Raw genomic sequence first — 23,523 nt, 5'->3', positions numbered from 1 at the left:
TTGCGCCGATTTTATTTCTATCGCAAATGCGTGGGGACTTTGCAGTGACCGATAAAACCTCTCTTAGCTATAAAGATGCCGGTGTTGATATTGATGCGGGTAACGCTCTGGTCGACCGAATCAAGGGTGTGGTAAAGAAAACCCGTCGCCCGGAAGTGATGGGCGGTCTGGGCGGCTTTGGCGCGCTGTGTGCCCTGCCGCAGAAGTATCGTGAGCCGATTCTGGTTTCCGGCACCGACGGCGTCGGCACCAAACTGCGCCTGGCGATGGATCTCAAACGTCACGACACCATCGGTATCGATCTGGTCGCCATGTGCGTTAACGATCTGGTGGTTCAGGGTGCCGAGCCGCTGTTCTTCCTCGATTACTACGCGACCGGCAAACTAGACGTTGATACCGCTGCCAGCGTGATTAGCGGCATCGCCGAAGGCTGCCTGCAATCCGGCTGCGCGCTGGTTGGCGGCGAAACCGCCGAAATGCCGGGCATGTATCACGGTGAAGATTACGACGTGGCGGGTTTCTGCGTTGGAGTGGTAGAAAAATCAGACATCATTGACGGTAGCAAAGTGGCCGACGGCGACGTGCTGCTGGCGCTGGCGTCCAGCGGCCCGCACTCCAACGGCTACTCGCTGGTACGCAAAATTGTTGAAGTCAGCGGCTGCGATCCGCTGACCACCGATCTCGACGGCAAAACGCTTGCTGATCACCTGCTGGCCCCGACCCGTATTTACGTGAAATCGATCCTCTCGCTGATTGAGCAGGTCGACGTTCACGCCATTGCGCATCTGACCGGCGGCGGCTTCTGGGAAAACATCCCGCGCGTACTGCCGGACAACACCCAGGCCGTTATTGACGAATCGTCCTGGCAGTGGCCAGCGATTTTCGACTGGATGCAAAGCGCGGGTAACGTCAGCCGTCATGAAATGTACCGCACCTTTAACTGCGGCGTCGGTATGATCGTCGCGCTTCCGGCGGCGGAAGCGGAAAAAGCCATTTCCCTGCTCAACAAGCTGGGTGAAAACGCGTGGAAAATCGGTATGATCAAAGCCTCCGATTCCGACGAGCGCGTGGTTATTGAGTAATGAAAAATATCGTGGTGCTGATCTCCGGCAACGGCAGTAACCTGCAGGCGATTATTGATGCCTGCAATCAGAAAAAGATCGGCGGCACGCTGCGTGCAGTCTTCAGTAACAAGGCCGATGCGTTCGGCCTTGAACGTGCGCGCAACGCGGGTATTCCTGCGCATGCGCTGACTGCCAGCCAGTTTGCCAGCCGTGAGGCTTTTGACCGCGAACTGATGCTGGAAATTGACGCTTACGCGCCTGATGTAGTGGTGCTGGCGGGCTACATGCGCATCCTCAGCCCTGAATTCGTCGCTCACTATCAGGGGCGTCTGTTAAATATTCATCCTTCCCTGCTGCCGAAATATCCGGGTCTTAATACCCACCGCCAGGTGCTGGATAACGGCGATGAAGTCCACGGCACCTCCGTTCATTTTGTTACCGACGAGCTGGACGGCGGACCGGTTATTCTCCAGGCCAGCGTGCCGGTTTTCGCCGGAGACAATGAAGAAGACATCACCGCCCGCGTGCAAAGTCAGGAGCATGATATTTATCCGCTGGTCATTGGCTGGTTTATCGCGGGCCGTCTTGAGATGCGTGATAACGCCGCCTGGCTGGACGGTCGCCCTCTCCCGGCACAAGGTTACGCCGCCGACTAATCTCATCAGTAAATTAACGCTTCGTCAGGAAGCGTTAATTTTTTATTCTCCGTAATCATCAACATTCAGTGTCGCCATCGTTAATTTCTTCAATATGGTTGAATAACTGTCATACTAAAACGGCACTCTGAGGGCGCTGTCTTTCCCTGATAAACGCTAGCCAGGGTAAGAGGCTCCAGAGCGTTAATTCTTTATGTTAAGCTCCTGTAGTAGGCTGAGCCCGATAAGAAATGGAGTACAGGTGGGAATGGGTCAGGAAAAGTTATACATCGAAAAAGAGTTGAGCTGGTTATCCTTTAACGAGCGCGTGCTTCAGGAAGCGGCGGACAAAAGCAACCCGCTGATTGAGCGTATGCGGTTCCTGGGGATCTATTCGAATAACCTTGATGAATTCTACAAAGTGCGCTTTGCCGAGTTAAAACGGCGAATTATCATCAGCGAAGAACAGGGAATACCGACCAGCTCGCGGCATCTGCTGGGAAAAATCCAGTCGCGGGTCCTGAAGGCTGACCAGGAATTTGACAGCCTCTATAATGAGCTGTTGCTGGAGATGGCCCGTAACCAGATTTTCCTGATAAACGAACGCCAGCTCTCCGTGAATCAACAAAACTGGCTGCGTCACTACTTCAAACACCAGTTGCGCCAGCACGTCATTCCGACGCTCATCAACCGCGAAACCAATCTGGTTAACTTTCTGAAGGATGATTACACCTATCTGGCGGTGGAAATTATTCGCGGCGACACTATTCGCTATGCGCTGCTGGAAATCCCTTCAGATAAAGTCCCGCGCTTTGTCAATCTGCCACCGGAAGCGCCGCGCCGTCGCAAGCCGATGATCCTGCTGGATAATATTCTGCGCTACTGTCTGGATGACATTTTTCAGGGCTTTTTCGATTACGATACCCTGAACGCTTATTCCATGAAAATGACCCGTGATGCCGAGTACGATCTGGTGCACGAGATGGAATCAAGCCTGATGGAGCTGATGTCTTCCAGCCTCAAGCAGCGCCTGACCGCTGAGCCGGTGCGCTTTGTTTACCAGCGCGATATGCCGGATACCATCGTCGAAATGCTGCGTGAGAAGCTGACGATTTCCCGTTACGACTCTATCGTACCGGGCGGTCGCTATCATAACTTCAAGGATTTCATTGGTTTCCCGAATGTTGGCAAAGCCAATCTGGTCAATAAACCCATGCCGCGCCTGCGCCACTTGTGGTTTGACAAGTTCCGCAACGGTTTCGACGCCATCCGCGAGCGCGACGTGCTGCTGTATTATCCTTATCATACGTTTGAGCACGTGCTGGAACTGCTGCGCCAGGCGTCGTTCGATCCGAACGTGCTGGCGATCAAAATCAATATTTATCGCGTGGCGAAAGACTCGCGCATTATCGACTCAATGATCCACGCGGCCTACAACGGCAAAAAAGTTACTGTGGTAGTTGAGTTGCAGGCACGCTTTGACGAAGAGGCCAATATTCACTGGGCGAAACGTCTGACCGAAGCCGGAGTCCACGTGATTTTCTCCGCGCCGGGGCTGAAGATCCACGCCAAGCTGTTTCTGGTTTCGCGTAAAGAAGGTGACGAGGTGGTGCGCTATGCGCATATCGGCACCGGTAACTTTAACGAAAAAACCGCGCGTCTTTATACCGATTATTCCCTGCTGACCGCCGATGCGCGTATCACCAATGAAGTACGTCGGGTATTTAATTTCATTGAAAACCCGTACCGTCCGGTGAACTTCGACTACCTGCTGGTATCGCCGCAGAACTCGCGCCGCCTGCTGTATGACATGATCGATAAAGAGATTGCCAACGCCCAGAACGGTAAGCCTTCCGGCATTACGCTGAAGCTTAATAACCTGGTCGATAAAGGCCTGGTCGATCGCCTCTACGCCGCGTCCAGTTCGGGCGTTCCGGTGAATCTGCTGATCCGTGGGATGTGCTCGCTGATCCCGGAACTGGAAGGCATCAGCGATAATATCCGGGCGATCAGCATTGTTGATCGCTTCCTTGAGCATGACCGGATCTATATTTTCGAAAACGGCGGCAATAAAAACGTTTACCTTTCATCTGCTGACTGGATGACACGTAACATTGATTACCGCATCGAAGTGGCCGCACCGCTTCTTGACCCACGTCTTAAGCAGCGGATCCTGGACATTATTGATATTCTGTTCAGCGATACCGTCAAAGCACGCTTCGTTGATAAAGAACTGAGTAATCGCTACGTGCAGCGCGGCAATCGCCGCAAGGTGCGCGCCCAGACAGCGATATACGACTATCTCAAATCCCTTGAGCAGCCTGAATAATCTATGCCAATACACGATAATAGCCCGCGCCCGCAGGAGTTTGCGGCGGTCGATCTGGGATCAAACAGCTTTCATATGGTCATTGCCCGCGAAGTGGATGGCGCAATGCAGATTATTGGCCGCCTGAAGCAGCGGGTTCATCTGGCCGACGGGCTGGATGAGAACAGCCAGCTGAGCGAAGAGGCGATGGAGCGCGGGCTGGCCTGCCTGTCTTTATTTGCCGAACGTTTGCAGGGGTTTTCCGCCTCCAGCGTCTGCATTGTCGGCACGCATACCCTGCGCCAGGCGCTGAACGCTTCCGAATTTTTAAAGCGTGCCGAGCAGGTGATCCCCTACCCCATCGAGATCATCTCCGGGAATGAAGAAGCGCGGCTGATTTTTATGGGCGTCGAGCACACGCAGCCGGAAAAGGGACGCAAGCTGGTGATTGATATCGGCGGCGGCTCCACAGAACTGGTGATCGGAGAGAATTTTGAGCCGATCCTCGTCGAAAGCCGACGGATGGGCTGCGTCAGCTTCGCACAGACTTTTTTCCCCGGCGGTGTCATTAGCCGGGAAAACTTCCAGCGCGCCCGCATGGCGGCGATCCAGAAGCTGGAGACCCTGACCTGGCAATATCGCATTCAGGGCTGGAACGTGGCAATGGGCGCGTCCGGCAGCATTAAAGCGGCGCATGAAGTCATCGTCGAAATGGGTGAGCGGGACGGCTTCATCAACCCGGAACGTCTCCAACGGCTGGTGGAATCGGTGCTGCAATACAAAAACTTTGATGCGCTGAGCCTGCCGGGATTATCGGAAGAGCGTAAAGCAGTTTTCGTTCCGGGGCTGGCGATCCTCTGCGGCGTTTTTGATGCGCTGGGGATTAAAGAACTGCGCCTTTCCGATGGGGCGTTACGCGAAGGCGTACTGTATGAAATGGAAGGCCGCTTCCGTCATCAGGACATTCGTAGCCGCACGGCGCAAAGCCTTGCAAATCAGTACAACATCGATCGCGATCAGGCCCGGCGCGTGCTGGAAACCACCACCCACATGTTTGAGCAGTGGCAGGAGCAAAATCCGAAGCTGGAGAATCCGCACCTTGCCGCGCTGTTAAAATGGGCGGCGATGCTGCATGAGGTCGGGCTGAACATTAATCACAGCGGGTTGCATCGTCATTCCGCCTATATCCTTCAGCACAGCGATCTGCCTGGGTTTAATCAGGAGCAGCAAACGATGATGGCGACGCTGGTACGCTATCACCGTAAGGCCATCAAGCCGGACGATCTGCCCCGCTTCACGTTGTTCAAGAAAAAGCAGTTTCTGCCGCTGGTGCAGCTTTTACGCCTCGGCGTGCTGTTGAATAACCAGCGTCAGGCGACCACCACGCCGCCCACGCTGGTGCTGAAAACCGATGATAATCACTGGACGCTGCGCTTTCCACACGGCTGGTTCAGCCAGAATGCGCTGGTCCTGCTCGATCTTGAGAAAGAGCAGGAATACTGGGAAAGCGTTACCGGCTGGCAACTTCAGATAGAAGAAGAATCACTCTGACTCACTGCGCTTTGGGCATCCTTTTTGGGTGCCTTTGCCAGCAGATTATCCAGCGGCTCAGGTTTGCCGATTAAATACCCTTGCAGGTAGTCGATACCGAGTGAAACTACCGCACTGCGGACTTCCTCGGTTTCAACATATTCCGCCACTATCCGCATTTTTTTCATGCGTGCCAGATGGCAGATGGAAGCCACAATCTGGTAGTCCATGCTGTTAGACACAATATTACGGATAAAACTGCCGTCAATTTTGAGAATATCAGCGTCCACGCTTTTCAGGCGGGCATAACTGGCATAGCCGGTGCCAAAATCGTCGATCGCCACCTGGCAGCCCATCTGCTGAAGCCGCGCCAGCGTCTGGTTGGCTTGCTCCATATTGTATAGCGCATTACTTTCGGTGACTTCGAAAAACAGCTGCCAGGCTTCTACCTGATACTGAATGAGGAGCCGTTTTACCTCTGCCGGAAAGTGCGCGCGGCACACCGTTGACGGCGCAAGATTAATCGCAAAGCGGCTCGCAGGCAGTTCTTCGCGGTGCCGCGCCATAAAGCGCAGGGTATTTTCCAGCACCCATAAATCGATACGTGAAGATAATCCAAACTCATGGGCAACCGGCAAAAACTCGTCGGGGTTAATGATTTCCCCCTCATTGCCAATGAGCCTGAGTAAAATCTCATGATAAGAATCCCCACGCACACCAACAATGGGCTGAGCCATTAAACGGAACTGATCGTTTTCCAGGGCATGCTGCAGGCGATTCATTAGCGCAACTTTATCTTTTAGATTCTGCTGAAGATTTATCGCACACCGCTTTTGCAGATTTTCTGGATGATTCGTTGCCAGGGAAAGATCGGCGGTGGTGCTTAATTCACCAAGCAGCAGATAAATATGCGTTACCGGAGAACGCACATAACAATAGCTGATGCCGACCTGCGGCTGAAGCCGCATACCATCCCAGCTAAAGCGGAACTGCTTAATATGGCGATCCAATTCTTCTATGCGATCCTGATAGGCTTCGGTATTAAGCCGGAAAACAAGATCGTGGCCGGATAGTTGATAAACGCACTCATCCGGCGCAAGCCTGGCAGTGATCCAGTTCGCCAGCGTTTGCTTATACTGGATACGCATCATGATGCCATAATTACGCCCCAGTCGTTCCAGTTCGGGAATACGCAAGAAGCAAATAACTGACCACGGGAAGTTATTCAGCGAACGATTCAGCGCGCGCAAATTAGGCAGGTGCACCACCGGGTCCAGCAGCGCCAGAAGACGCGCCCGGCGGTGAACAATGCGTTGCTGGGTCGCCAGCATGGAAATAAAAATAATAATAAAGCTATAGATTAAGTAGCTGGAAGAAACGATCGCCAGTTGGGTGTCATAACCTAAAGATAACGGGATGTAGCGATGATAATAATGGATTGAGATGATCAGCAGCGGCGTCCAGATTAACGAGATAAACCGATAGCCATAGCGGATTGATCCCCACAACATCACTGGTAGCAGCAGCGACAAGGTGTAGTTAGTGCTGAAAATGGAACTGTTTTTATTCAGGGGCAAGCACAGCAGCATCATCAGCAGGCCGAATATCCCCGCCCACAGGACAATCTCTATCCTGGAAACTTTCGGATCAAACTGTAGACGAAGCTGGGAGAAATAAGAACGAAGATAAAACGGATTGCGTAACACCCGAATAAGATAGTAACACATCGGAATGCCGGTTAAATTCCCCACTAACAATGCCTGATAATTAATTAATGTATTCAGGCTAAATATATTTACTCCGGAAAAAATCTGATTGGTTTTATAAAAACCTACCAGGGTAATCATTTGATAGAGGATCAAAAATAACGTTGCCGGACAAATAACCTGCCACAGTATTCGTTGCGTCATCAAACGGGGATTGCCATGTGAGATATTTCTTCGGTGCGGGGTGAATGCGCGATACCCTCCCCATCCCAGTACGACGGGAATAAAAAAGTGGGCAATGACAACCAGCGTTTCTGCAAGCCCTACCAGAGCAAACTTTCTAATAAACAGAGCGATAATGATGCCCGGTATCGCTGCCCAGCCAAAAAAAACCATCGAACTCATTAATAATGCTAATGGCAGATAAAAGAGCGTGACGGTGCCCGAACTGATTTGCGCGTAAGTGTTCGCGAGATTTAATACGGGCAACAATATTGAAGGCAGAAAAAGGGGCAACCCCCACCACTTATCTCTGTACTTAATGTATGTATGACGTAGTTTCATAGATGCTCAGCAGAAAACCCGGCATCCTGCGGGGTATTTTCAGACAGGTATCCCACCTGGGAACAATGTTACGAGAGGTGCAAGAAGTATGCCTCCGCAACATAACGCTTAGATTTTAATTATTAACGGCAAGCAATATTTGATATACATCAATTATCGCTATCTCATTAATCATTTATTACTTTTTATTAGCGTTAGTCGCATTCATTAATTTTTAGCGTGAATGATTTATTATATTACATAACAAAAAATGATATGTCGGTTGACAGAATTTTACATCACATTCAATTGACCCTTGCCCTGCACTGTGTCTTAATGTGCTTATCGCCCCAATGTGTGGGTATACCTCAAAGGACCATTTGTGAGTCAGGTTACCAGTATGCGAAACCGACATCGATTTAACAGTCGCATGACCCGTATCGTACTGCTTATCAGTTTCTTCTTCCTTTTCGGACGCTTAGTCTATTCCTCCATCGGTGCCTGGCAGCATCATCAAGATAAAAAACAGTCTCAGCAGTCCAGCCTCACGATGAGTCCGTCCGCCAAAGAGTAAGTCCGGCAACCTGCACGCGTTATGTCCCTCAGCAGACCAGGCTTGTATCAGGTCGATCTTCTTCAGGTCATAATTTTATTATGCGCTTCACGGTTTCTTCGCCGCTGAGTATCGCCTGCATATAAAAAAACCCGCTATTACGCGGGTTTTGATATCAGGTATGAGTTATACCAATGACTGGCAGATGATAAATCATTCCCACTCAATCGTAGCCGGTGGCTTGCCGCTGATGTCATACACTACCCGCGAAATCCCGTTCACTTCGTTGATGATGCGGTTGGACACCCGGCCCAGGAAATCATACGGCAGGTGCGCCCAGTGGGCGGTCATGAAGTCGATGGTTTCGACGGCACGCAGGGACACCACCCAGTCGTACTTACGGCCATCACCCATGACGCCGACGGAACGCACTGGCAGGAAGACGGTAAACGCCTGACTTACTTTGTTGTACAGGTCTGCTTTGCGCAGTTCTTCAATGAAGATAGCGTCCGCACGACGCAGCAGGTCGCAGTACTCTTTCTTCACTTCACCCAGCACGCGCACGCCGAGGCCTGGGCCAGGGAACGGGTGACGGTAGAGCATGTCGTACGGCAGGCCCAGTTCCAGGCCGATTTTGCGCACTTCGTCTTTGAACAGTTCACGCAGCGGTTCAACCAGCCCCATTTTCATCTCTTTCGGCAGGCCGCCGACGTTGTGATGAGATTTGATGACGTGCGCTTTGCCGGTGGCGGAAGCGGCAGATTCAATCACGTCCGGGTAGATGGTGCCCTGCGCCAGCCATTTGACGTCTTCCAGCTTCAGCGCTTCTTCATCAAATACTTCAACGAAGACGCGACCGATGATTTTACGTTTTGCTTCAGGATCGTTTTCGCCCGCAAGCTGGGAAAGGAAACGCTCTTCGCCTTCAACGTGAACAATGTTCAGGCCGAAATGGTCGCCAAACATGTCCATAACCTGCTCGGCTTCGTTGAGGCGCAGCAGGCCGTTATCGACAAACACGCAGGTGAGCTGCGGGCCAATCGCGCGGTGCAGCAGCATCGCGGTGACGGAGGAATCCACGCCGCCGGAAAGACCGAGGATCACTTTATCAGAACCCACCTGCTCGCGGATGCGGGCCACGGCATCATCGATAATTTTGGCTGGCGTCCACAGTGCTTCGCACTGGCAGATGTCGCGCACAAAGCGCTCCAGCATACGCAGGCCCTGGCGGGTGTGGGTCACTTCCGGGTGGAACTGCACACCGTAGAAGCGTTTTTCTTCGTTTGCCATAATTGCAAACGGGCAGGTTTCGGTGCTGGCAACGGTGACGAAGTCAGACGGGATCGCCGTCACTTTATCGCCGTGGCTCATCCACACGTCCAGCAGCGGTTTGCCGTCGGCGGTCAGGGAGTCTTCAATCCCACGCACCAGCGCGCTGTCGGTCTGGACTTCAACTTGTGCGTAGCCAAATTCACGCTCGTTCGAGCCCTGAACGTGACCGCCCAGCTGCATGGCCATCGTCTGCATACCGTAGCAGACGCCGAGTACCGGCACGCCTGCTTCAAAGACGTACTGCGGCGCGCGCGGGCTGCTATCTTCCGTGGTGCTTTCCGGGCCGCCGGAGAGGATGATGCCGCTGGGGTTGAAGTCGCGGATTTGTGCTTCCGTGACGTCCCATGCCCACAGCTCGCAGTACACGCCCAGTTCGCGCACGCGACGTGCAACCAGTTGGGTGTACTGTGAGCCAAAGTCGAGGATAAGAATGCGATGCTTGTGAATATTGTCGGTCATTGACGAGTGTTCCGAGGCAAGTGAAACAAAAACAACGCGCCCGGCATAATGCCAGGCGCGATAAAATATCAGGAACCCATACGGTAGTTCGGGGACTCTTTGGTAATGGTCACGTCATGAACGTGGCTTTCCTGAATACCCGCACCGCTGATGCGCACGAATTCCGCTTTGGTACGCAGCAAATCGATAGTACCACAGCCGGTCAGCCCCATACAGGAACGCAGGCCGCCCATCTGCTGGTGGATAATCTCTTTCAGGTAACCTTTATAGGCCACGCGGCCTTCGATCCCTTCCGGCACCAGCTTGTCGGCGGCGTTGTCGGTCTGGAAGTAACGATCGGAAGACCCTTTGGACATCGCGCCGAGCGATCCCATCCCGCGATAGGATTTGTAAGAGCGGCCCTGATAAAGCTCGATTTCGCCAGGAGATTCTTCGGTCCCGGCGAGCATGGAACCGACCATCACGGCGCTTGCGCCAGCGGCGATGGCTTTAGCAATGTCGCCGGAGAAGCGGATGCCGCCGTCAGCGATAACCGGAATACCGGTGCCTTCCAGCGCCTCTACCGCGTCGGAAACGGCGGTGATCTGCGGCACGCCCACGCCGGTCACAATACGGGTAGTACAGATGGAGCCAGGGCCAATACCAACTTTCACCGCGCTGCAACCAGCTTCTGCCAGCGCACGAGCGCCTGCGCCAGTCGCCACGTTGCCGCCGATAATTTGCAGATCCGGGTATTTTTCCCGGGTTTCACGGATGCGTTGCAGCACGCCTTCAGAGTGACCGTGGGAGGAGTCGATCAGTAGCACATCGACGCCCGCTGCCACCAGCGCATCAACGCGCTCTTCGTTGCCTGCGCCAGCACCCACCGCAGCACCTACGCGCAGGCGGCCCTGTTCGTCTTTACAGGCGTTCGGTTTACGTTCGGCTTTCTGGAAATCTTTAACGGTGATCATGCCCAGCAGATGGAAACTGTCGTCCACCACCAGCGCTTTTTCGACGCGTTTTTCGTGCATTTTGGCAAAGACCACTTCACGCGTTTCACCTTCACGCACGGTCACCAGGCGTTCTTTCGGCGTCATGTAGACGCTGACCGGCTGGCTTAAATCAGTTACAAAGCGCACGTCACGACCGGTAATAATCCCCACCAGTTCGTTGTCTTCCGTCACCACCGGATACCCGGCGAAACCGTTACGTTCGGTCAGGGCTTTGACTTCGTGCAGCGTGGTCGTCGGCAGGACAGTTTGGGGATCGTTCACCACCCCGGATTCATGCTTCTTCACGCGACGCACTTCTTCCGCCTGACGCTCGATAGACATGTTTTTGTGGATAAAGCCAATGCCGCCTTCCTGCGCCAGCGCAATCGCCAGACGCGCTTCGGTAACGGTATCCATCGCAGCGGAAAGCATAGGGATGTTCAGACGAATGGTTTTCGTCAGCTGCGTGCTGAGGTCGGCAGTATTCGGCAAAACGGTGGAGTGAGCGGGAACGAGGAGGACGTCGTCAAACGTCAATGCTTCTTTGGCAATACGTAGCATGGGCAATATCTCTGACCTGGTGGGTTAAATATTGCCGTGGCATTATACAGAGCGTAACCGATTGCTTCTACATTTTTTTGCGAAAAATGCTTGCGATCCCGGCTGACCGGGTTACTATCGATTGAATAACCTGCTGATTTAGAATTTGATCCCGCTCACATGTTACCTGCGCAATCACCCTCAATTTATACTGTTAGCCGCCTGAATCAGACGGTCCGCCTGCTGCTTGAGCAGGAAATGGGGCAGGTCTGGATCAGCGGTGAGATCTCAAATTTCACCCAGCCCGCCTCCGGCCACTGGTATTTCACGCTCAAAGACGACACCGCCCAGGTACGCTGCGCGATGTTTCGCAACAGCAACCGCCGCGTTAATTTTCGTCCACAGCACGGGCAGCAGGTGCTGGTACGCGCCAATATTACGCTGTATGAGCCGCGCGGCGATTATCAGATTATCGTTGAGAGTATGCAGCCTGCCGGTGAAGGGCTGCTTCAGCAAAAATACGAGCAGCTAAAAACTAAGCTTCAGGCGGAAGGTTTATTCGATCAGGCGCAGAAAAAACCGTTGCCCTCCCCCGCTCACTGCGTTGGGGTGATCACCTCGAAAACCGGCGCGGCGCTGCATGACATTCTGCATGTATTAAAGCGTCGCGATCCCTCCCTGCCCGTAATCATCTATCCCACCGCCGTTCAGGGCGACGATGCCCCGGGGCAAATCGTGCGTGCTATTGCGCTGGCAAACCAGCGTCAGGAATGCGATGTCCTGATTGTGGGGCGCGGCGGCGGCTCGCTGGAAGATTTATGGAGCTTTAACGACGAGCGGGTGGCGCGGGCGATTTTTGCCAGCCGCATCCCGATTGTCAGCTCAGTCGGTCACGAAACGGACGTCACCATTGCCGATTTTGTCGCCGATTTGCGTGCGCCTACCCCTTCGGCGGCGGCGGAAATCGTCAGCCGTAATCAGCAGGAGCTATTGCGTCAGGTTCAGTCGGCGCAGCAGCGCCTTGAGATGGCGATGGATTATTATCTGGCGAACCGTAACCGGCGCTTTACCCAGCTTCATCATCGACTGCAACAGCAGCACCCGCAGCTCCGGCTGGCGCGCCAGCAGACGGCGCTGGAGAGATTGCGCCAGCGTATGAATTCAGCCGTGGAAAACCAGCTTAAGCGGACTACGCAGCGGCAGGCGTCGCTGCTTCGCCGTCTGGATCAGCAAAATCCGCAGCCGCGCATTCATCGGGCGGGTTCGCGCATTCAGCAGCTTGAATTCCGCCTGACGGAAACTGTTCGCGCCCGCCTGAGCGCCACGCGCGAACGTTTTGGTAATGCCGTCACGCATCTGGAAGCCGTCAGCCCACTGGCAACGCTGGCGCGCGGTTATAGCGTCACGGCAACGCATGATGGCGAAGTGCTGAAACAAACGAAACAGGTGAAAACCGGCGATCGGCTTAATACCCGTCTGAACGATGGCTGGGTGGAGAGTGAAGTGCTCGCCGTGACCCCGGCGAAAAAAACGCGCGCGCGTAAAGTCAAATAGCCTGAAATCCACTTTCCTCTGCGGCTTGCTTCCCCTTTTTCCCGCACGGCACATCGTTTGTGCCGCCCGGTTCGCTTTACGCGATAACCAGAAAAAACAGGGTTACCGCTTAAAGCGTAAATTCAACCCGCTTTTTAGAAATTAAACCGTGGCCATGCTGGCAGAAGTAATCGACTGCGCCACAGGCTTTCAACACTTCCAGCGGCTTATGGCAGTCGGGGCAGCAGGCGATGAGGGGGAAGTTGCGATTACAGGATGCACAGTGCGCTTCGTTGCCCGTTTGCGTAACGGGTTGCTGACATACCGGACAGTTGAGTGACATAAAACCTCCAGCTAAAACGCCCTCCGCGCGGAGGGCGTATGATGATGATTACCCTTTTTTGAGATGCTTAATCAAACGCTTACGTTTACGCAGCTGATTCGGCGTCAGGGTATTACGCTTGTTGGCGAACGGGTTCTCCCCTTCCTTGAACTGGATACGAATAGGCGTGCCCATCACGTCCAGCGATTTACGGAAGTAGTTCATCAAATAGCGCTTGTAGGAATCTGGCAGATCTTTAACCTGATTACCGTGGATCACCACGATAGGCGGGTTATAGCCACCGGCGTGGGCATATTTCAGCTTCACACGGCGTCCGCGCACCAGCGGCGGCTGATGGTCTTCAGAAGCCATGGTCATGATCCGCGTTAACATCGCGGTACTGACGCGACGGGTGGAGCTGTCGTAGGCTTCGCGGATAGATTCAAACAGATTACCGACGCCGCTACCGTGCAGTGCAGAAATAAAATGCACCCGCGCAAAGTCGATAAAGCCCAGACGATAGTCGAGCGTCTCTTTCACCTGCTCTCTGATTTCCTGGCTCAGGCCGTCCCACTTGTTGACCACGATCACCAGCGAGCGCCCGCTATTGAGGATAAAGCCCAGCAGCGAAAGATCCTGATCGGAAATACCTTCGCGAGCATCAATGACCAGCAGACAGACGTTAGCATCTTCAATCGCCTGAAGCGTTTTAATAACCGAGAATTTTTCTACGGTATCGGTGATTTTCCCGCGCTTGCGCACCCCGGCGGTATCAATGAGCACATATTCACGCTCATCACGCTCCATCGGAATATAAATACTGTCACGCGTTGTGCCGGGCATGTCGTAAACCACCACGCGCTCTTCACCGAGGATACGGTTAGTCAGCGTAGATTTACCCACGTTCGGGCGACCCACAATGGCAATTTTGATCGGCAAGTCCTGCGGATTGAAATCGTCTTCTGGCTCTTCGGCTTCTTCACCGTTTTGTTCAGCTTCAAATTTCGCCCAGTACTCGGCGTCTTCGTCCACCTCTTCTGGCGGATTCACTTCATCCACGAACGGCAGCAGGACATGTTCCAGCAGGCTGACCACACCGCGACCGTGGGAGGCAGCAATCGCGTGAATATCGCCTAAGCCGAGCGACCAGAAATCGGCCACAGCTTGATCCGGGTCGATGCCATCGGTTTTGTTGGCGACGAGGAAAGTCGGCTTTTCACGCGAACGCAGATGTTTGGCGATGCCTTCGTCCGCAGGCATAAGGCCCGCGCGGGCATCGACCATGAAAAGGACCACATCGGCTTCTTCAATGGCCAGCAGCGACTGCTCGGCCATACGGGTTTCTACGCCCTCTTCCGTACCGTCAATCCCACCGGTATCAATACAGATGAATTCACGACCTTCCACTTCTGCACGACCGTACTTACGGTCACGCGTCAGCCCCGGGAAATCCGCCACCAGCGCATCACGAGTGCGGGTTAGGCGGTTAAAAAGTGTGGATTTTCCGACGTTAGGGCGTCCGACCAGCGCGACCACAGGTATCATGTTTAAAGCCTCTTTTACTCAAATTCTATAAACAGCAAACGGCTCCTGTAGTCACAGGAGCCGTCCATTTTATAACTTCACGCGGATATTAACGCGTAATAGCGTACAGCGAACCGCCTTTCGCCTGGATCAGCAGTTTGCCATCCGCGATAACCGGTTCCGTCAGGAAGCCAGAGCTGTCCAGCTTCTGCTGCGCCACGAAGTGACCGTCATCCGGGCTAAGCCAGTGCAGGTAGCCTTCGCTATCGCCAACCACTAATGAACCATTATACAGCGCCGGAGAGGTCAGGTTACGATGCAGCAGATCGCTTTGCGTCCACTGCGTCACGCCGCCATCGGTCGTCAGCGCCAGCAAACGGTCGTCCTGATCGACGATATAAATATGATTACCGTCCACAATGAAATCGTTCACCGAGCCAAGCTCGCGTTTCCACATAATCTGGCCGCTGCGCAGATCCAGCGCGGTCAGATTACCGTTGTAAGCCAGCGCATAAACCACACCGTCAACCACTATCGGGGTCGTATCGACATCGCTCAGACGGTCGATTTCCGTCGGGCCAGTCGCCTGCGAAATACGCTGCTGCCAAATCATCTGGCCCTGCTGCATCAGCACCGCGCTGACGCGACCGTTATCACCCCCGACGATAGCCGCACCAAACGCGGTGACCGGCGCGGATTCCCCACGCAGCGACAGCGCAGGCATATCAAGGTTAACGGTCCATTTCACTGCTCCGTCGGTCTCATTGAGCGCCTGAAGCTGACCGTTACTGGTATGGATTAGCACCATGCCATCGCTGACCACCGGGCGGGACAGCGCTTCACCGGCAACACGGGTCTGCCAGGCCACCGAGCCATCGCTGGTATTCAGTGCGTAAACCTGCGCTTTTTCGCTTCCCACATAGACATGACCGCCGTTGACCGTCACGCCGCCTGAAAGCTGTGCTGCGGAGGAAGAAAACCAGCCTTTTTTCTCCGCCAGACTCACGCTCCAGACCTCTTTACCGTCGTCCGCGTTAACCGCTTTCACGGTGCCGTGACGATCTGCGGCATAGACGACGCCATCAGCAAATGCCGGATGAAGGTTGGAGTAAAATTCGCCGATTCCGCTTCCCACGGAGGTTTCCCACGCCGTATTTGGCGTGAACTGATTTTCAACCTGCGGCAACGGAGACATTTTCACAACGTCTTCTTCGCCGTTAAACAGTGAGCAACCACTTAATAACGTGGCTGAAAGCACGCAGGGCAGAAGTAATTTACGCAATTGCATCGGGTCCCTCTCAGATGGACAAATTATTCATTTTCATGCGCATCATTTCACTTAGCGCAGGCGACGAGTCGCTTTTCACACCCGCTTCCCATGCAGCGTGTGCGCCTTTTTTATCACCTTTGCTAAGCAGAATTTCGCCGCGCAAATCGGCAACAATAGCCGTCCAGCCTTCGCCTTTGATATTTTCCAGCGTTTTCAGGGCAGCGTCGGCCTGTTTCTGCTGAAGCTGCACGCGGGCGAGACGCATACTAATGACGGATTTCAGATTGTCATCAGCGGCGTCAGCAAGCCCCAGCTCCAGTTGCTTAGCGGCTTTATCCAGTTCGTTTTTGTCAACGTACTGCTGCGCCAGCTCAAGGGAGGTGAAGGCACCGTAGACGTTTTTATTGTCCGCCGCGAATTTCTCCGCCGTCGTCAACGTTTCCGGTTTATTCACATTCAGCGCCGCGACCGTATTGTCATAAGCCATCGATGAGGTTTTGGCTGAATCAGCCTGATGGCTGGTCCAGTAGCGCCAGCCTACCAGCGCGCCAATACCCAAAATAACCCCAACGGCCAGCGCCTTGCCGTTTTCAGCGAAGAAGCGCTTGAGCGCATCAACCTGATCGTGTTCGTTCTCGTAGATTTCCACGCAGTCCTACTCCTTAGCTCAGTAAAGTGCGCAAATGCGCGGCAACACTATCCTGCGCTACAGCCGTTTGCTCACCAGAGCGCAAATCCTTCACTACAACAGTACCGGCAGCCATTTCGGACTCACCCAGTACCAGTGCAACGCGGGCACCCCATTTATCGGCGCGGGCAAACTGTTTCTTAAAGTTGCCGCCACCGTGGTTTGTCATCAGTTTCACGCCGGGGATATCATCCCGCAGGCGTTCGGCCAACTTCATTGCCGCAGGCTGTGTATCCGTGCCTGAAGCGACCAGATATATATCGACAACAGGATCGGCAGTAAATTCCGGGTTAACGGCCTGAACTAATAAAACAAGTCGTTCCAGCCCCATCGCAAAGCCTACAGCCGGTGTCGACCGACCGCCAAGCTGTTCAACCAGACCATCATAACGCCCGCCTGCACACACGGTGCCCTGCGAACCCAGGCTACTGGTGACCCACTCGAAAACGGTGCGGTTGTAGTAGTCGAGACCACGGACCAGACGCTGGTTAATCGTGTAGGAAATGCCTACCGCTTCCAGCAGTTTACACAGCCCGGCGAAGTGCTCGCGCGACTCTTCGTCCAGATAATCGCCCAGCGCGGGGGCGTCGTTAAGCAGCGCCTGCACCTGCTGATTTTTTGAATCCAGCACGCGCAGCGGATTGGTATACATGCGGCGCTTACAGTCTTCGTCCAGCTTATCTTTATGCTGTTCAAGGAAGGCGACCAGCGCGGCGCGATAGTGAGCTCGGGCGTCCAGCGAACCGATCGAGTTCAGCTCAAGGCTCACATGATCAAAGATACCCAGCTCACGCCACCAGCGGGCGGTGAGCATAATCAGCTCGGCGTCGATATCCGGTCCTTGCAGACCAAAAACTTCGAGACCCATCTGATGAAACTGACGATAGCGGCCTTTTTGCGGACGCTCATGGCGGAACATTGGTCCCATGTACCACAGACGCTGTTCCTGATTATGCAGAAGACCGTGCTCAATACCGGCGCGGACGCAGCCCGCAGTGCCTTCAGGACGCATGGTTAAGGAGGTGACTTCTTCACCATCGCGCTCGCGATCGTTGAAGGTATACATCTCTTTTTCGACTACATCGGTGACTTCACCAATCGCGCGTTTAAACAGCGGCGTCTGCTCAAGAATGGGCGTGCGAATCTCGCTGTAGCCATAGGACTCAACGACGTTCTTAATGATTTTTTCAACGCGTTGCCATACTGCGGTATCTTCCGGCAAATAATCATTCATACCGCGCACAGACTGAATTTTCTTTGACACGTTTATTCTCTATTCTGAATATAAAAATGAACCCTGAGGCTTCTCCGAATCATTACGGGAGCGATAAGGGTTCAATCATACACGGGAAGCACGCCGCTTCCCATCACGTTATTTTTCAACTTGCTGCACGTCAATCCGGCGGGCTTCGTCGAGAATACTGGCTTTCGCCCGGATGCGCGCTTCGAGCTGGCTAATCATATCGATGTTATCCAGTCGGTCGGTACGCACGCCGTCTTCATACAGCCCGCTTTTCTTGTTGCCGCCGGTCACGCCGAGCGTGGAAACCAGCGCCTCACCCGGTCCGTTGACCACGCAGCCGATGATCGAAACGTCCATCGGGGTGATGATATCTTCCAGGCGCTGCTCCAGGGCGTTGACCGTACCAATGACGTCAAACTCCTGGCGAGAGCAGGTCGGGCAGGCGATAAAGTTGATCCCGCGCGCGCGAATGCGCAGCGATTTAAGGATATCAAAGCCCACTTTAATCTCTTCGACCGGGTCAGCGGCCAGCGAAACGCGCAGCGTATCGCCGATGCCTTCAGAAAGCAGCAGACCAAGACCGATCGCTGATTTAACCGCCCCGCTCCGCGCGCCGCCCGCTTCGGTGATCCCCAGATGCAGCGGCTGATCGATTTGCTTTGCCAGCAGGCGATAAGACTCTACCGCCAGAAAAACGTCGGAGGCTTTTACGCTGACTTTGAATTGATCGAAGTTAAGACGATCGAGATGATCGACATGGCGCATCGCTGATTCAAGCAGCGCCTGCGGCGTCGGTTCACCGTATTTTTCCTGAAGATCTTTTTCCAGCGATCCGCCGTTCACGCCAATACGAATAGGGATGTTTTTATCGCGCGCGCAATCAACCACGCTACGGATACGCTCTTCATTGCCGATATTGCCGGGGTTGATACGCAGGCAGTCAACGCCGTATTCCGCCACTTTCAGGGCGATACGGTAGTCGAAGTGGATATCGGCGACCAGCGGGACGTTGACCTGCTGTTTGATGAGTTTAAAGGCTTCGGCGGCGTCCATGGTCGGCACGGAAACGCGCACGATGTCGGCCCCCACGCGCTCCAGCGCTCTGATCTGGTTGACCGTGGCTTCAACATCCGTGGTCCGGGTGTTGGTCATAGATTGTACGGCGATGGGCGCGCCATCGCCGATTGGCACATTCCCCACGTAAATCCGTTTCGATTTCCTACGCTGAATTGGGGCCTGGTTATGCATGAAAACTCTCCTGCGTTACCCGTCTGTTACTGTGCTGCTGACTGGTCGGCAGTAAGGGTCAGACGCGCAACCTGATTCGATCTTATAAAGCGGTTCAGATCAACCGATTTTCCCTGGAACTGAATCTGAACAGCAGCCGGTTTGCCTATTTTAAGCTTATAAGGCAGTTCGCCGCTTAGATTTAAATGCCCACCCTTGGGCTGGATGCCGCTGAACAACTTTTTACCCGCTGCGTCGAAAATTTCCAGCCAGCAGTCGTCGTTGAAATCCATCACCAGCGCGTTAGCATCCGCTGGCGGAGTAACATCGGCCTGGGTGGTGGGCAGTGCTGCGGCAGCGTTAGCGTCAACCGGAGCTTGCGACGGTGCCACTACCGTACCGGACTGCGCGTTAGTCGCCGGAGCGGTCGCGGCAGGCGCAGTAGAAGGTGCGGTCGTCGTTGATGGTGCGGTATTCACGCTGGATGGCGTATTCTGGGGAGCGGTGCTGCCGGGATCGGTATCCGGCGGAGTGCCGGTATCGAGCTGCACATTATTATTGTTGTCGCTGTTGTCGTTAGCGTTCAGCTCGGCGGAAGATTGCGCTTCCATGGTATTAATTTCTTCCTGCTGCGCCTTGTGATTCTGCCACCACCACAAGCCGGTAAAGCTGAGTACGACGAAGAAGATAATCCAGGTGATAAAGCCCATTAACCAGCCGCTGCGTTTTTTACGCTGTTTGCCGAGAGCGAAAGTCTGCATCGGCGCGACTTTGGCGGCTCTTACCGGGGCCTGCTTTTCCATCATCGGCAGCAGTTCTTCTTCCGGGATATGCACCAGGCGGGCATAAGAGCGGATATAACCACGCAGGAATGTTGAAGCCAGCTCTGCCGGAGCCTTATCTTCTTCAATATCGCGAACCGTGGAAACCTTCAGGCATAAGCGTTCTGCAACCGCTTGCTGGCTGAGTCCGAGTTGCTCACGGGCGTTGCGCAGACGCAAGCCGGTGGTTTGTGCTTCATGTTGGTCTTGGGTGGCTTCAGTATTCATTCGCTACAACTGGCTGGTACGTGAAATTAAAATTCTGGTGCCGGTGTAACACCCGCACCGCGAAATAATGTCTGGTCAACGGCAGACAGTATAAGACTGTCAGGTTGACTATCACAGAGCAACTTTAGCAGTCGTTGCTAAGCTGTTGTTGGATCGCTACATACTGCCTTAAAGTCGATAAAAACGCACCGTAATTATTAACCGTATGCGTAATTCCCGAATAATCATTCATCAAATTGATACACTACGCGGATTTCTGCCCGCGTAGTGTCCAGCAAATCAGACAGCCTTGACGGCAATCGGTTCACCCTGCATACGCTTACGCATTGTACGCTTCGTGCGATCGATAACATCCCCTGCCAGCTGTCCGCAGGCCGCGTCGATATCATCACCGCGCGTTTTGCGCACGATGGTGGTAAAACCGTAGCTCATCAGCACCTTAGAGAAGCGATCGATACGGCTGTTGGAACTGCGTCCATACGGCGCACCGGGGAACGGGTTCCACGGGATCAGGTTGATCTTACACGGCGTATCTTTCAGCAGTTCAGCCAGCTGATGCGCGTGCTCGGTGCCGTCGTTGACGTGGTCAAGCATGACGTATTCGATGGTCACACGGCCCTGATTGGCGTTGGATTTATCCAGATAGCGGCGTACCGCGCTAAGGAACGTCTCGATATTGTACTTTTTGTTAATCGGCACAATTTCGTCACGAATTTCATCGTTCGGCGCGTGCAGGGAAATCGCCAGCGCGACGTCGATCATATCGCCCAGTTTATCCAGCGCAGGCACCACGCCAGAAGTGGACAGCGTGACGCGGCGTTTGGAAAGACCAAAGCCGAAATCGTCGAGCATGATTTCCATCGCCGGAACGACGTTGGTCAGGTTGAGCAGCGGCTCGCCCATGCCCATCATTACCACGTTGGTGATCGGACGCGTACCGGTGACTTTCGCCGCCCCGACAATCTTCGCCGCGCGCCATACCTGACCGATAATCTCGGATACCCGCAGGTTACGGTTAAAGCCCTGCTGTGCGGTGGAGCAGAATTTACACTCTAGCGCGCAGCCGACCTGGGAAGAAACGCACAGCGTGGCGCGATCGTCTTCAGGAATATAGACCGTTTCAACGCGCTGATCGCCCACGGCAATCGCCCATTTGATGGTGCCATCAGAAGAACGCTGTTCTTCAACGACTTCCGGCGCGCGGATCTCCGCGACTTCTTTGAGCTTGTTGCGCAGCACTTTGTTGATATCGGTCATATCATCAAAGTCGTCGCTGCAATAGTGATACATCCACTTCATCACCTGATCGGCGCGGAAGGGTTTCTCGCCTAAGTTTTTAAAAAACTCGCGCATCTGCTGACGGTTGAGATCCAGCAGGTTAATTTTTCCATCTTTATTGGCAACCGCCGGGATGGCGATCTCAGGCGTGACATTGAGTTCTGACATAATTGATTCCGGCCTCGTTATTACACGTTATGGCCCCTGGAGGGTTGAAAAAGAAACGCCCCACAAAATGGGGGCGTTGCATTGTACAAATTATGCTGCACGGATGCCACGATTACCCGCGACATTGGCGTAATAAAGTGTAAAGAGATTAACGGGTGCGCGGGCACACTTCGCCTTCAGCGAAGAAGTAGGCAATTTCACGCTCGGCAGATTCCACAGAATCCGAGCCGTGAGTGCCGTTTTCGGTCAGGCTGTCAGCGTAATCGGCACGCAGCGTACCGGCCAGCGCGTTCGCCGGGTTGGTCGCACCGAGGATTTCGCGGTGGCGACGCACGGCATCTTCACCTTCCAGCACGGTCACAACAATCGGACCGGAGGTCATGAAAGAAACCAGGCCGTCAAAGAAAGGTTTGCCCTGATGTTCTGCATAGAAGCCACCCGCTTTCTCTGAAGAAAGATGCAGCATTTTGGTACCGACGATTTTCAGCCCTGCTGTTTCAAAACGAGCAAAGATGCTGCCAATAACGTTTTTTGCCACCGCATTAGGCTTGATGATGGAAAAAGTACGTTCAATAGCCATGATAACCTCTGTGTGTTGTTCTGCCGTTGCGCATTGCGCGGGATTCGAGTGCGCGAATTATAATGAGCAACCCGGGCGTTGCCTATGGATGAAGATAACATTTTTTTAAAATAAAGTGAGTTTCAGCAACAATTGTTGCGCATCCCATGCCGATGCTGGCGGCAGGTCGGACAGACAGCACTATGGTTTTCCCATGCGGCAAACGGGCGCTGGCAGGACTGGCAGCGTAATTTCACCAGCGGTAGTGCTCCCGGCGGCTCATGGCGCGGCCCCTCTTCCAGCGTCAGCGCCTGATACTGGCAAACCGCCTCGCAGTTTCCGCAGTGGGTACAGCGTGCGGAATCAATGATAAACACGTTTTCTTCAATGCGCAGGGCGCTCTCCGGGCAGACCCGGCTACAGGCTCCGCAGAGTTCACACTGCGGGATATGAATGACCGGGATCGTCTCGCTGATTTGAGGATAAAGCTCACGCAGCACCCGCCGTCCTGACGGCACGCGGGCGCTTTGGGCGGTACCGGCATGAAGCAGCGCGCGCCTGGCATTGTCCACGTCCCCACGCACAGGAGGCACCAGCCGCCAGCCGGGTTCCTGCCAGCCGCGCAGCACCAGATTCAGCCGCGCCACCGCCAGCGCCCAGCCGGGATGCTTTTCGGCATCGCAGGCCACAGCACGGATATGATAAAGCCGGTGCCAGATCAGCAGTTCACGGGTATTCGGCGCGAGAGGTGAAAACGGGGCGACCAGCGTGTCGCCCTGATAACGGCGCGAGGGAGCGTCGATTCCGGCGATCGCCGCGGTCGGGCAGGCAAAAAGGCATTCACCGCAGCGCAGACAGGCATCGGCATTGAGGGTGATTTTGCCATCGCTAAGCGCGATCGCCTGCACCGGACAACTCTCGACGCAGGCGCGGCAGGAAGAATGGCGCAGAAGCTGGCGCACGCAGCGGGCACCGATCGCCGGTGCCCGCTCTTTTTCAGTCAGCGAAAAACGCACGC

Annotated in this window: 19 protein-coding genes; 6 read left to right on the top strand and 13 right to left on the bottom strand. The window is 54.2% G+C overall.

The window, feature by feature from the left end:
• Positions 1-44 precede the first annotated feature (44 nt).
• From purM to ppx, 4 genes are all read left to right on the top strand, one after another.
• On the top strand, positions 45-1,082 hold the full coding sequence (gene purM / locus RT197_RS16090; protein WP_312952163.1) for a phosphoribosylformylglycinamidine cyclo-ligase: 1,038 nt from the start codon (positions 45-47) through the stop codon (positions 1,080-1,082).
• Positions 1,082-1,720, top strand: a complete 639-nt coding sequence (gene purN / locus RT197_RS16085; RefSeq protein WP_312952162.1) for a phosphoribosylglycinamide formyltransferase — start codon at positions 1,082-1,084, stop codon at positions 1,718-1,720. Before purM ends, purN begins: the two co-directional genes overlap by 1 nt.
• 247 nt (positions 1,721-1,967) lie before the next feature.
• Positions 1,968-4,028 carry a polyphosphate kinase 1 gene (ppk1, locus tag RT197_RS16080; protein WP_312952161.1) on the top strand — a complete coding sequence of 687 codons (2,061 nt, stop codon included), beginning with the start codon at positions 1,968-1,970 and terminating at the stop codon, positions 4,026-4,028.
• Positions 4,029-4,031: 3 nt separating this feature from the next.
• On the top strand, positions 4,032-5,558 hold the full coding sequence (gene ppx, locus RT197_RS16075; protein WP_312952160.1) for an exopolyphosphatase: 1,527 nt from the start codon (positions 4,032-4,034) through the stop codon (positions 5,556-5,558).
• Here the strand turns inward: ppx and RT197_RS16070 are convergent.
• Positions 5,534-7,807: an EAL domain-containing protein gene (locus RT197_RS16070; RefSeq protein ID WP_312952159.1), complete on the bottom strand. Its 2,274-nt coding sequence runs from the start codon at positions 7,805-7,807 to the stop codon at positions 5,534-5,536. The genes ppx and RT197_RS16070 overlap by 25 nt on opposite strands.
• Before the next feature lie 361 nt (positions 7,808-8,168).
• Here RT197_RS16070 and RT197_RS16065 point away from each other — a divergent pair, with 361 nt between their 5' ends.
• On the top strand, positions 8,169-8,360 hold the full coding sequence (locus RT197_RS16065) for a YfgG family protein (RefSeq protein ID WP_312952158.1): 192 nt from the start codon (positions 8,169-8,171) through the stop codon (positions 8,358-8,360).
• A gap of 192 nt (positions 8,361-8,552) precedes the next feature.
• Here the strand turns inward: RT197_RS16065 and guaA are convergent, their stop codons facing one another.
• Together guaA and guaB are read right to left on the bottom strand one after the other, a co-directional pair.
• Complete coding sequence (gene guaA / locus RT197_RS16060) at positions 8,553-10,130, bottom strand: glutamine-hydrolyzing GMP synthase (RefSeq protein ID WP_312952157.1); 1,578 nt, start codon at positions 10,128-10,130, stop codon at positions 8,553-8,555.
• Between the two features lie 68 nt (positions 10,131-10,198).
• On the bottom strand, positions 10,199-11,665 hold the full coding sequence (guaB, locus tag RT197_RS16055; protein ID WP_312952156.1) for an IMP dehydrogenase: 1,467 nt from the start codon (positions 11,663-11,665) through the stop codon (positions 10,199-10,201).
• 159 nt (positions 11,666-11,824) lie between these two features.
• Between guaB and xseA the strand changes: the two genes are divergently transcribed.
• Entirely contained in the window at positions 11,825-13,198 is a 1,374-nt protein-coding gene (gene xseA, locus RT197_RS16050; protein WP_312952155.1) for an exodeoxyribonuclease VII large subunit, read from the top strand.
• A gap of 109 nt (positions 13,199-13,307) precedes the next feature.
• On the opposite strand, the gene RT197_RS16045 is transcribed toward xseA, so the two are convergent.
• The 10 genes from RT197_RS16045 to RT197_RS16000 form a co-directional block, all read right to left on the bottom strand.
• Entirely contained in the window at positions 13,308-13,520 is a 213-nt protein-coding gene (locus RT197_RS16045; protein ID WP_312952154.1) for a zinc ribbon domain-containing protein, read from the bottom strand.
• 48 nt (positions 13,521-13,568) lie between these two features.
• Positions 13,569-15,044, bottom strand: a complete 1,476-nt coding sequence (gene der / locus RT197_RS16040) for a ribosome biogenesis GTPase Der (protein ID WP_312952153.1) — start codon at positions 15,042-15,044, stop codon at positions 13,569-13,571.
• A gap of 88 nt (positions 15,045-15,132) precedes the next feature.
• The gene (gene bamB, locus RT197_RS16035) at positions 15,133-16,311 is read right to left on the bottom strand and encodes an outer membrane protein assembly factor BamB (protein WP_312952152.1); all 1,179 of its coding nucleotides are present in this window, start codon (positions 16,309-16,311) and stop codon (positions 15,133-15,135) included.
• Between the two features lie 10 nt (positions 16,312-16,321).
• Positions 16,322-16,942: a YfgM family protein gene (locus RT197_RS16030; RefSeq protein ID WP_312952151.1), complete on the bottom strand. Its 621-nt coding sequence runs from the start codon at positions 16,940-16,942 to the stop codon at positions 16,322-16,324.
• A gap of 13 nt (positions 16,943-16,955) precedes the next feature.
• Positions 16,956-18,245: a histidine--tRNA ligase gene (hisS, locus tag RT197_RS16025; protein WP_312952150.1), complete on the bottom strand. Its 1,290-nt coding sequence runs from the start codon at positions 18,243-18,245 to the stop codon at positions 16,956-16,958.
• A gap of 108 nt (positions 18,246-18,353) precedes the next feature.
• A complete protein-coding gene (gene ispG, locus RT197_RS16020; RefSeq protein WP_312952149.1) occupies positions 18,354-19,472 on the bottom strand; it encodes a flavodoxin-dependent (E)-4-hydroxy-3-methylbut-2-enyl-diphosphate synthase in 1,119 nt (372 codons plus the stop codon).
• A 26-nt stretch (positions 19,473-19,498) separates the two neighbouring features.
• Positions 19,499-20,500, bottom strand: a complete 1,002-nt coding sequence (gene rodZ / locus RT197_RS16015) for a cytoskeleton protein RodZ (RefSeq protein ID WP_312952148.1) — start codon at positions 20,498-20,500, stop codon at positions 19,499-19,501.
• A 279-nt stretch (positions 20,501-20,779) separates the two neighbouring features.
• Complete coding sequence (locus RT197_RS16010) at positions 20,780-21,946, bottom strand: bifunctional tRNA (adenosine(37)-C2)-methyltransferase TrmG/ribosomal RNA large subunit methyltransferase RlmN (RefSeq protein ID WP_312952147.1); 1,167 nt, start codon at positions 21,944-21,946, stop codon at positions 20,780-20,782.
• Between the two features lie 148 nt (positions 21,947-22,094).
• Positions 22,095-22,526: a nucleoside-diphosphate kinase gene (gene ndk, locus RT197_RS16005; protein WP_312952146.1), complete on the bottom strand. Its 432-nt coding sequence runs from the start codon at positions 22,524-22,526 to the stop codon at positions 22,095-22,097.
• Between the two features lie 122 nt (positions 22,527-22,648).
• The gene (locus tag RT197_RS16000; protein WP_312952145.1) at positions 22,649-23,521 is read right to left on the bottom strand and encodes a 4Fe-4S dicluster domain-containing protein; all 873 of its coding nucleotides are present in this window, start codon (positions 23,519-23,521) and stop codon (positions 22,649-22,651) included.
• Positions 23,522-23,523: the final 2 nt, after the last annotated feature.

Source organism: Superficieibacter sp. (assembly GCF_032071645.1).
Classification (GTDB): Bacteria; Pseudomonadota; Gammaproteobacteria; order Enterobacterales; family Enterobacteriaceae; genus Superficieibacter.
Note: the sequence above shows the minus strand (reverse complement) of the source record. Positions and strands in the feature narration are given on the sequence as shown.

What these genes read in the sequence shown, in the direction of transcription:
- purN (WP_312952162.1), top strand. Translation starts at nt 1,082, where the DNA reads ATGAAAAATATCGTGGTGCTGATCTCCGGCAACGGCAGTAACCTGCAG.
- ppk1 (WP_312952161.1), top strand. Translation starts at nt 1,968, where the DNA reads ATGGGTCAGGAAAAGTTATACATCGAAAAAGAGTTGAGCTGGTTATCC.
- ppx (WP_312952160.1), top strand. Translation starts at nt 4,032, where the DNA reads ATGCCAATACACGATAATAGCCCGCGCCCGCAGGAGTTTGCGGCGGTC.
- RT197_RS16070 (WP_312952159.1), bottom strand. Translation starts at nt 7,807, where the DNA reads ATGAAACTACGTCATACATACATTAAGTACAGAGATAAGTGGTGGGGG.
- guaA (WP_312952157.1), bottom strand. Translation starts at nt 10,130, where the DNA reads ATGACCGACAATATTCACAAGCATCGCATTCTTATCCTCGACTTTGGC.
- guaB (WP_312952156.1), bottom strand. Translation starts at nt 11,665, where the DNA reads ATGCTACGTATTGCCAAAGAAGCATTGACGTTTGACGACGTCCTCCTC.
- xseA (WP_312952155.1), top strand. Translation starts at nt 11,825, where the DNA reads ATGTTACCTGCGCAATCACCCTCAATTTATACTGTTAGCCGCCTGAAT.
- RT197_RS16045 (WP_312952154.1), bottom strand. Translation starts at nt 13,520, where the DNA reads ATGTCACTCAACTGTCCGGTATGTCAGCAACCCGTTACGCAAACGGGC.
- der (WP_312952153.1), bottom strand. Translation starts at nt 15,044, where the DNA reads ATGATACCTGTGGTCGCGCTGGTCGGACGCCCTAACGTCGGAAAATCC.
- bamB (WP_312952152.1), bottom strand. Translation starts at nt 16,311, where the DNA reads ATGCAATTGCGTAAATTACTTCTGCCCTGCGTGCTTTCAGCCACGTTA.
- ispG (WP_312952149.1), bottom strand. Translation starts at nt 19,472, where the DNA reads ATGCATAACCAGGCCCCAATTCAGCGTAGGAAATCGAAACGGATTTAC.
- rodZ (WP_312952148.1), bottom strand. Translation starts at nt 20,500, where the DNA reads ATGAATACTGAAGCCACCCAAGACCAACATGAAGCACAAACCACCGGC.
- RT197_RS16010 (WP_312952147.1), bottom strand. Translation starts at nt 21,946, where the DNA reads ATGTCAGAACTCAATGTCACGCCTGAGATCGCCATCCCGGCGGTTGCC.
- ndk (WP_312952146.1), bottom strand. Translation starts at nt 22,526, where the DNA reads ATGGCTATTGAACGTACTTTTTCCATCATCAAGCCTAATGCGGTGGCA.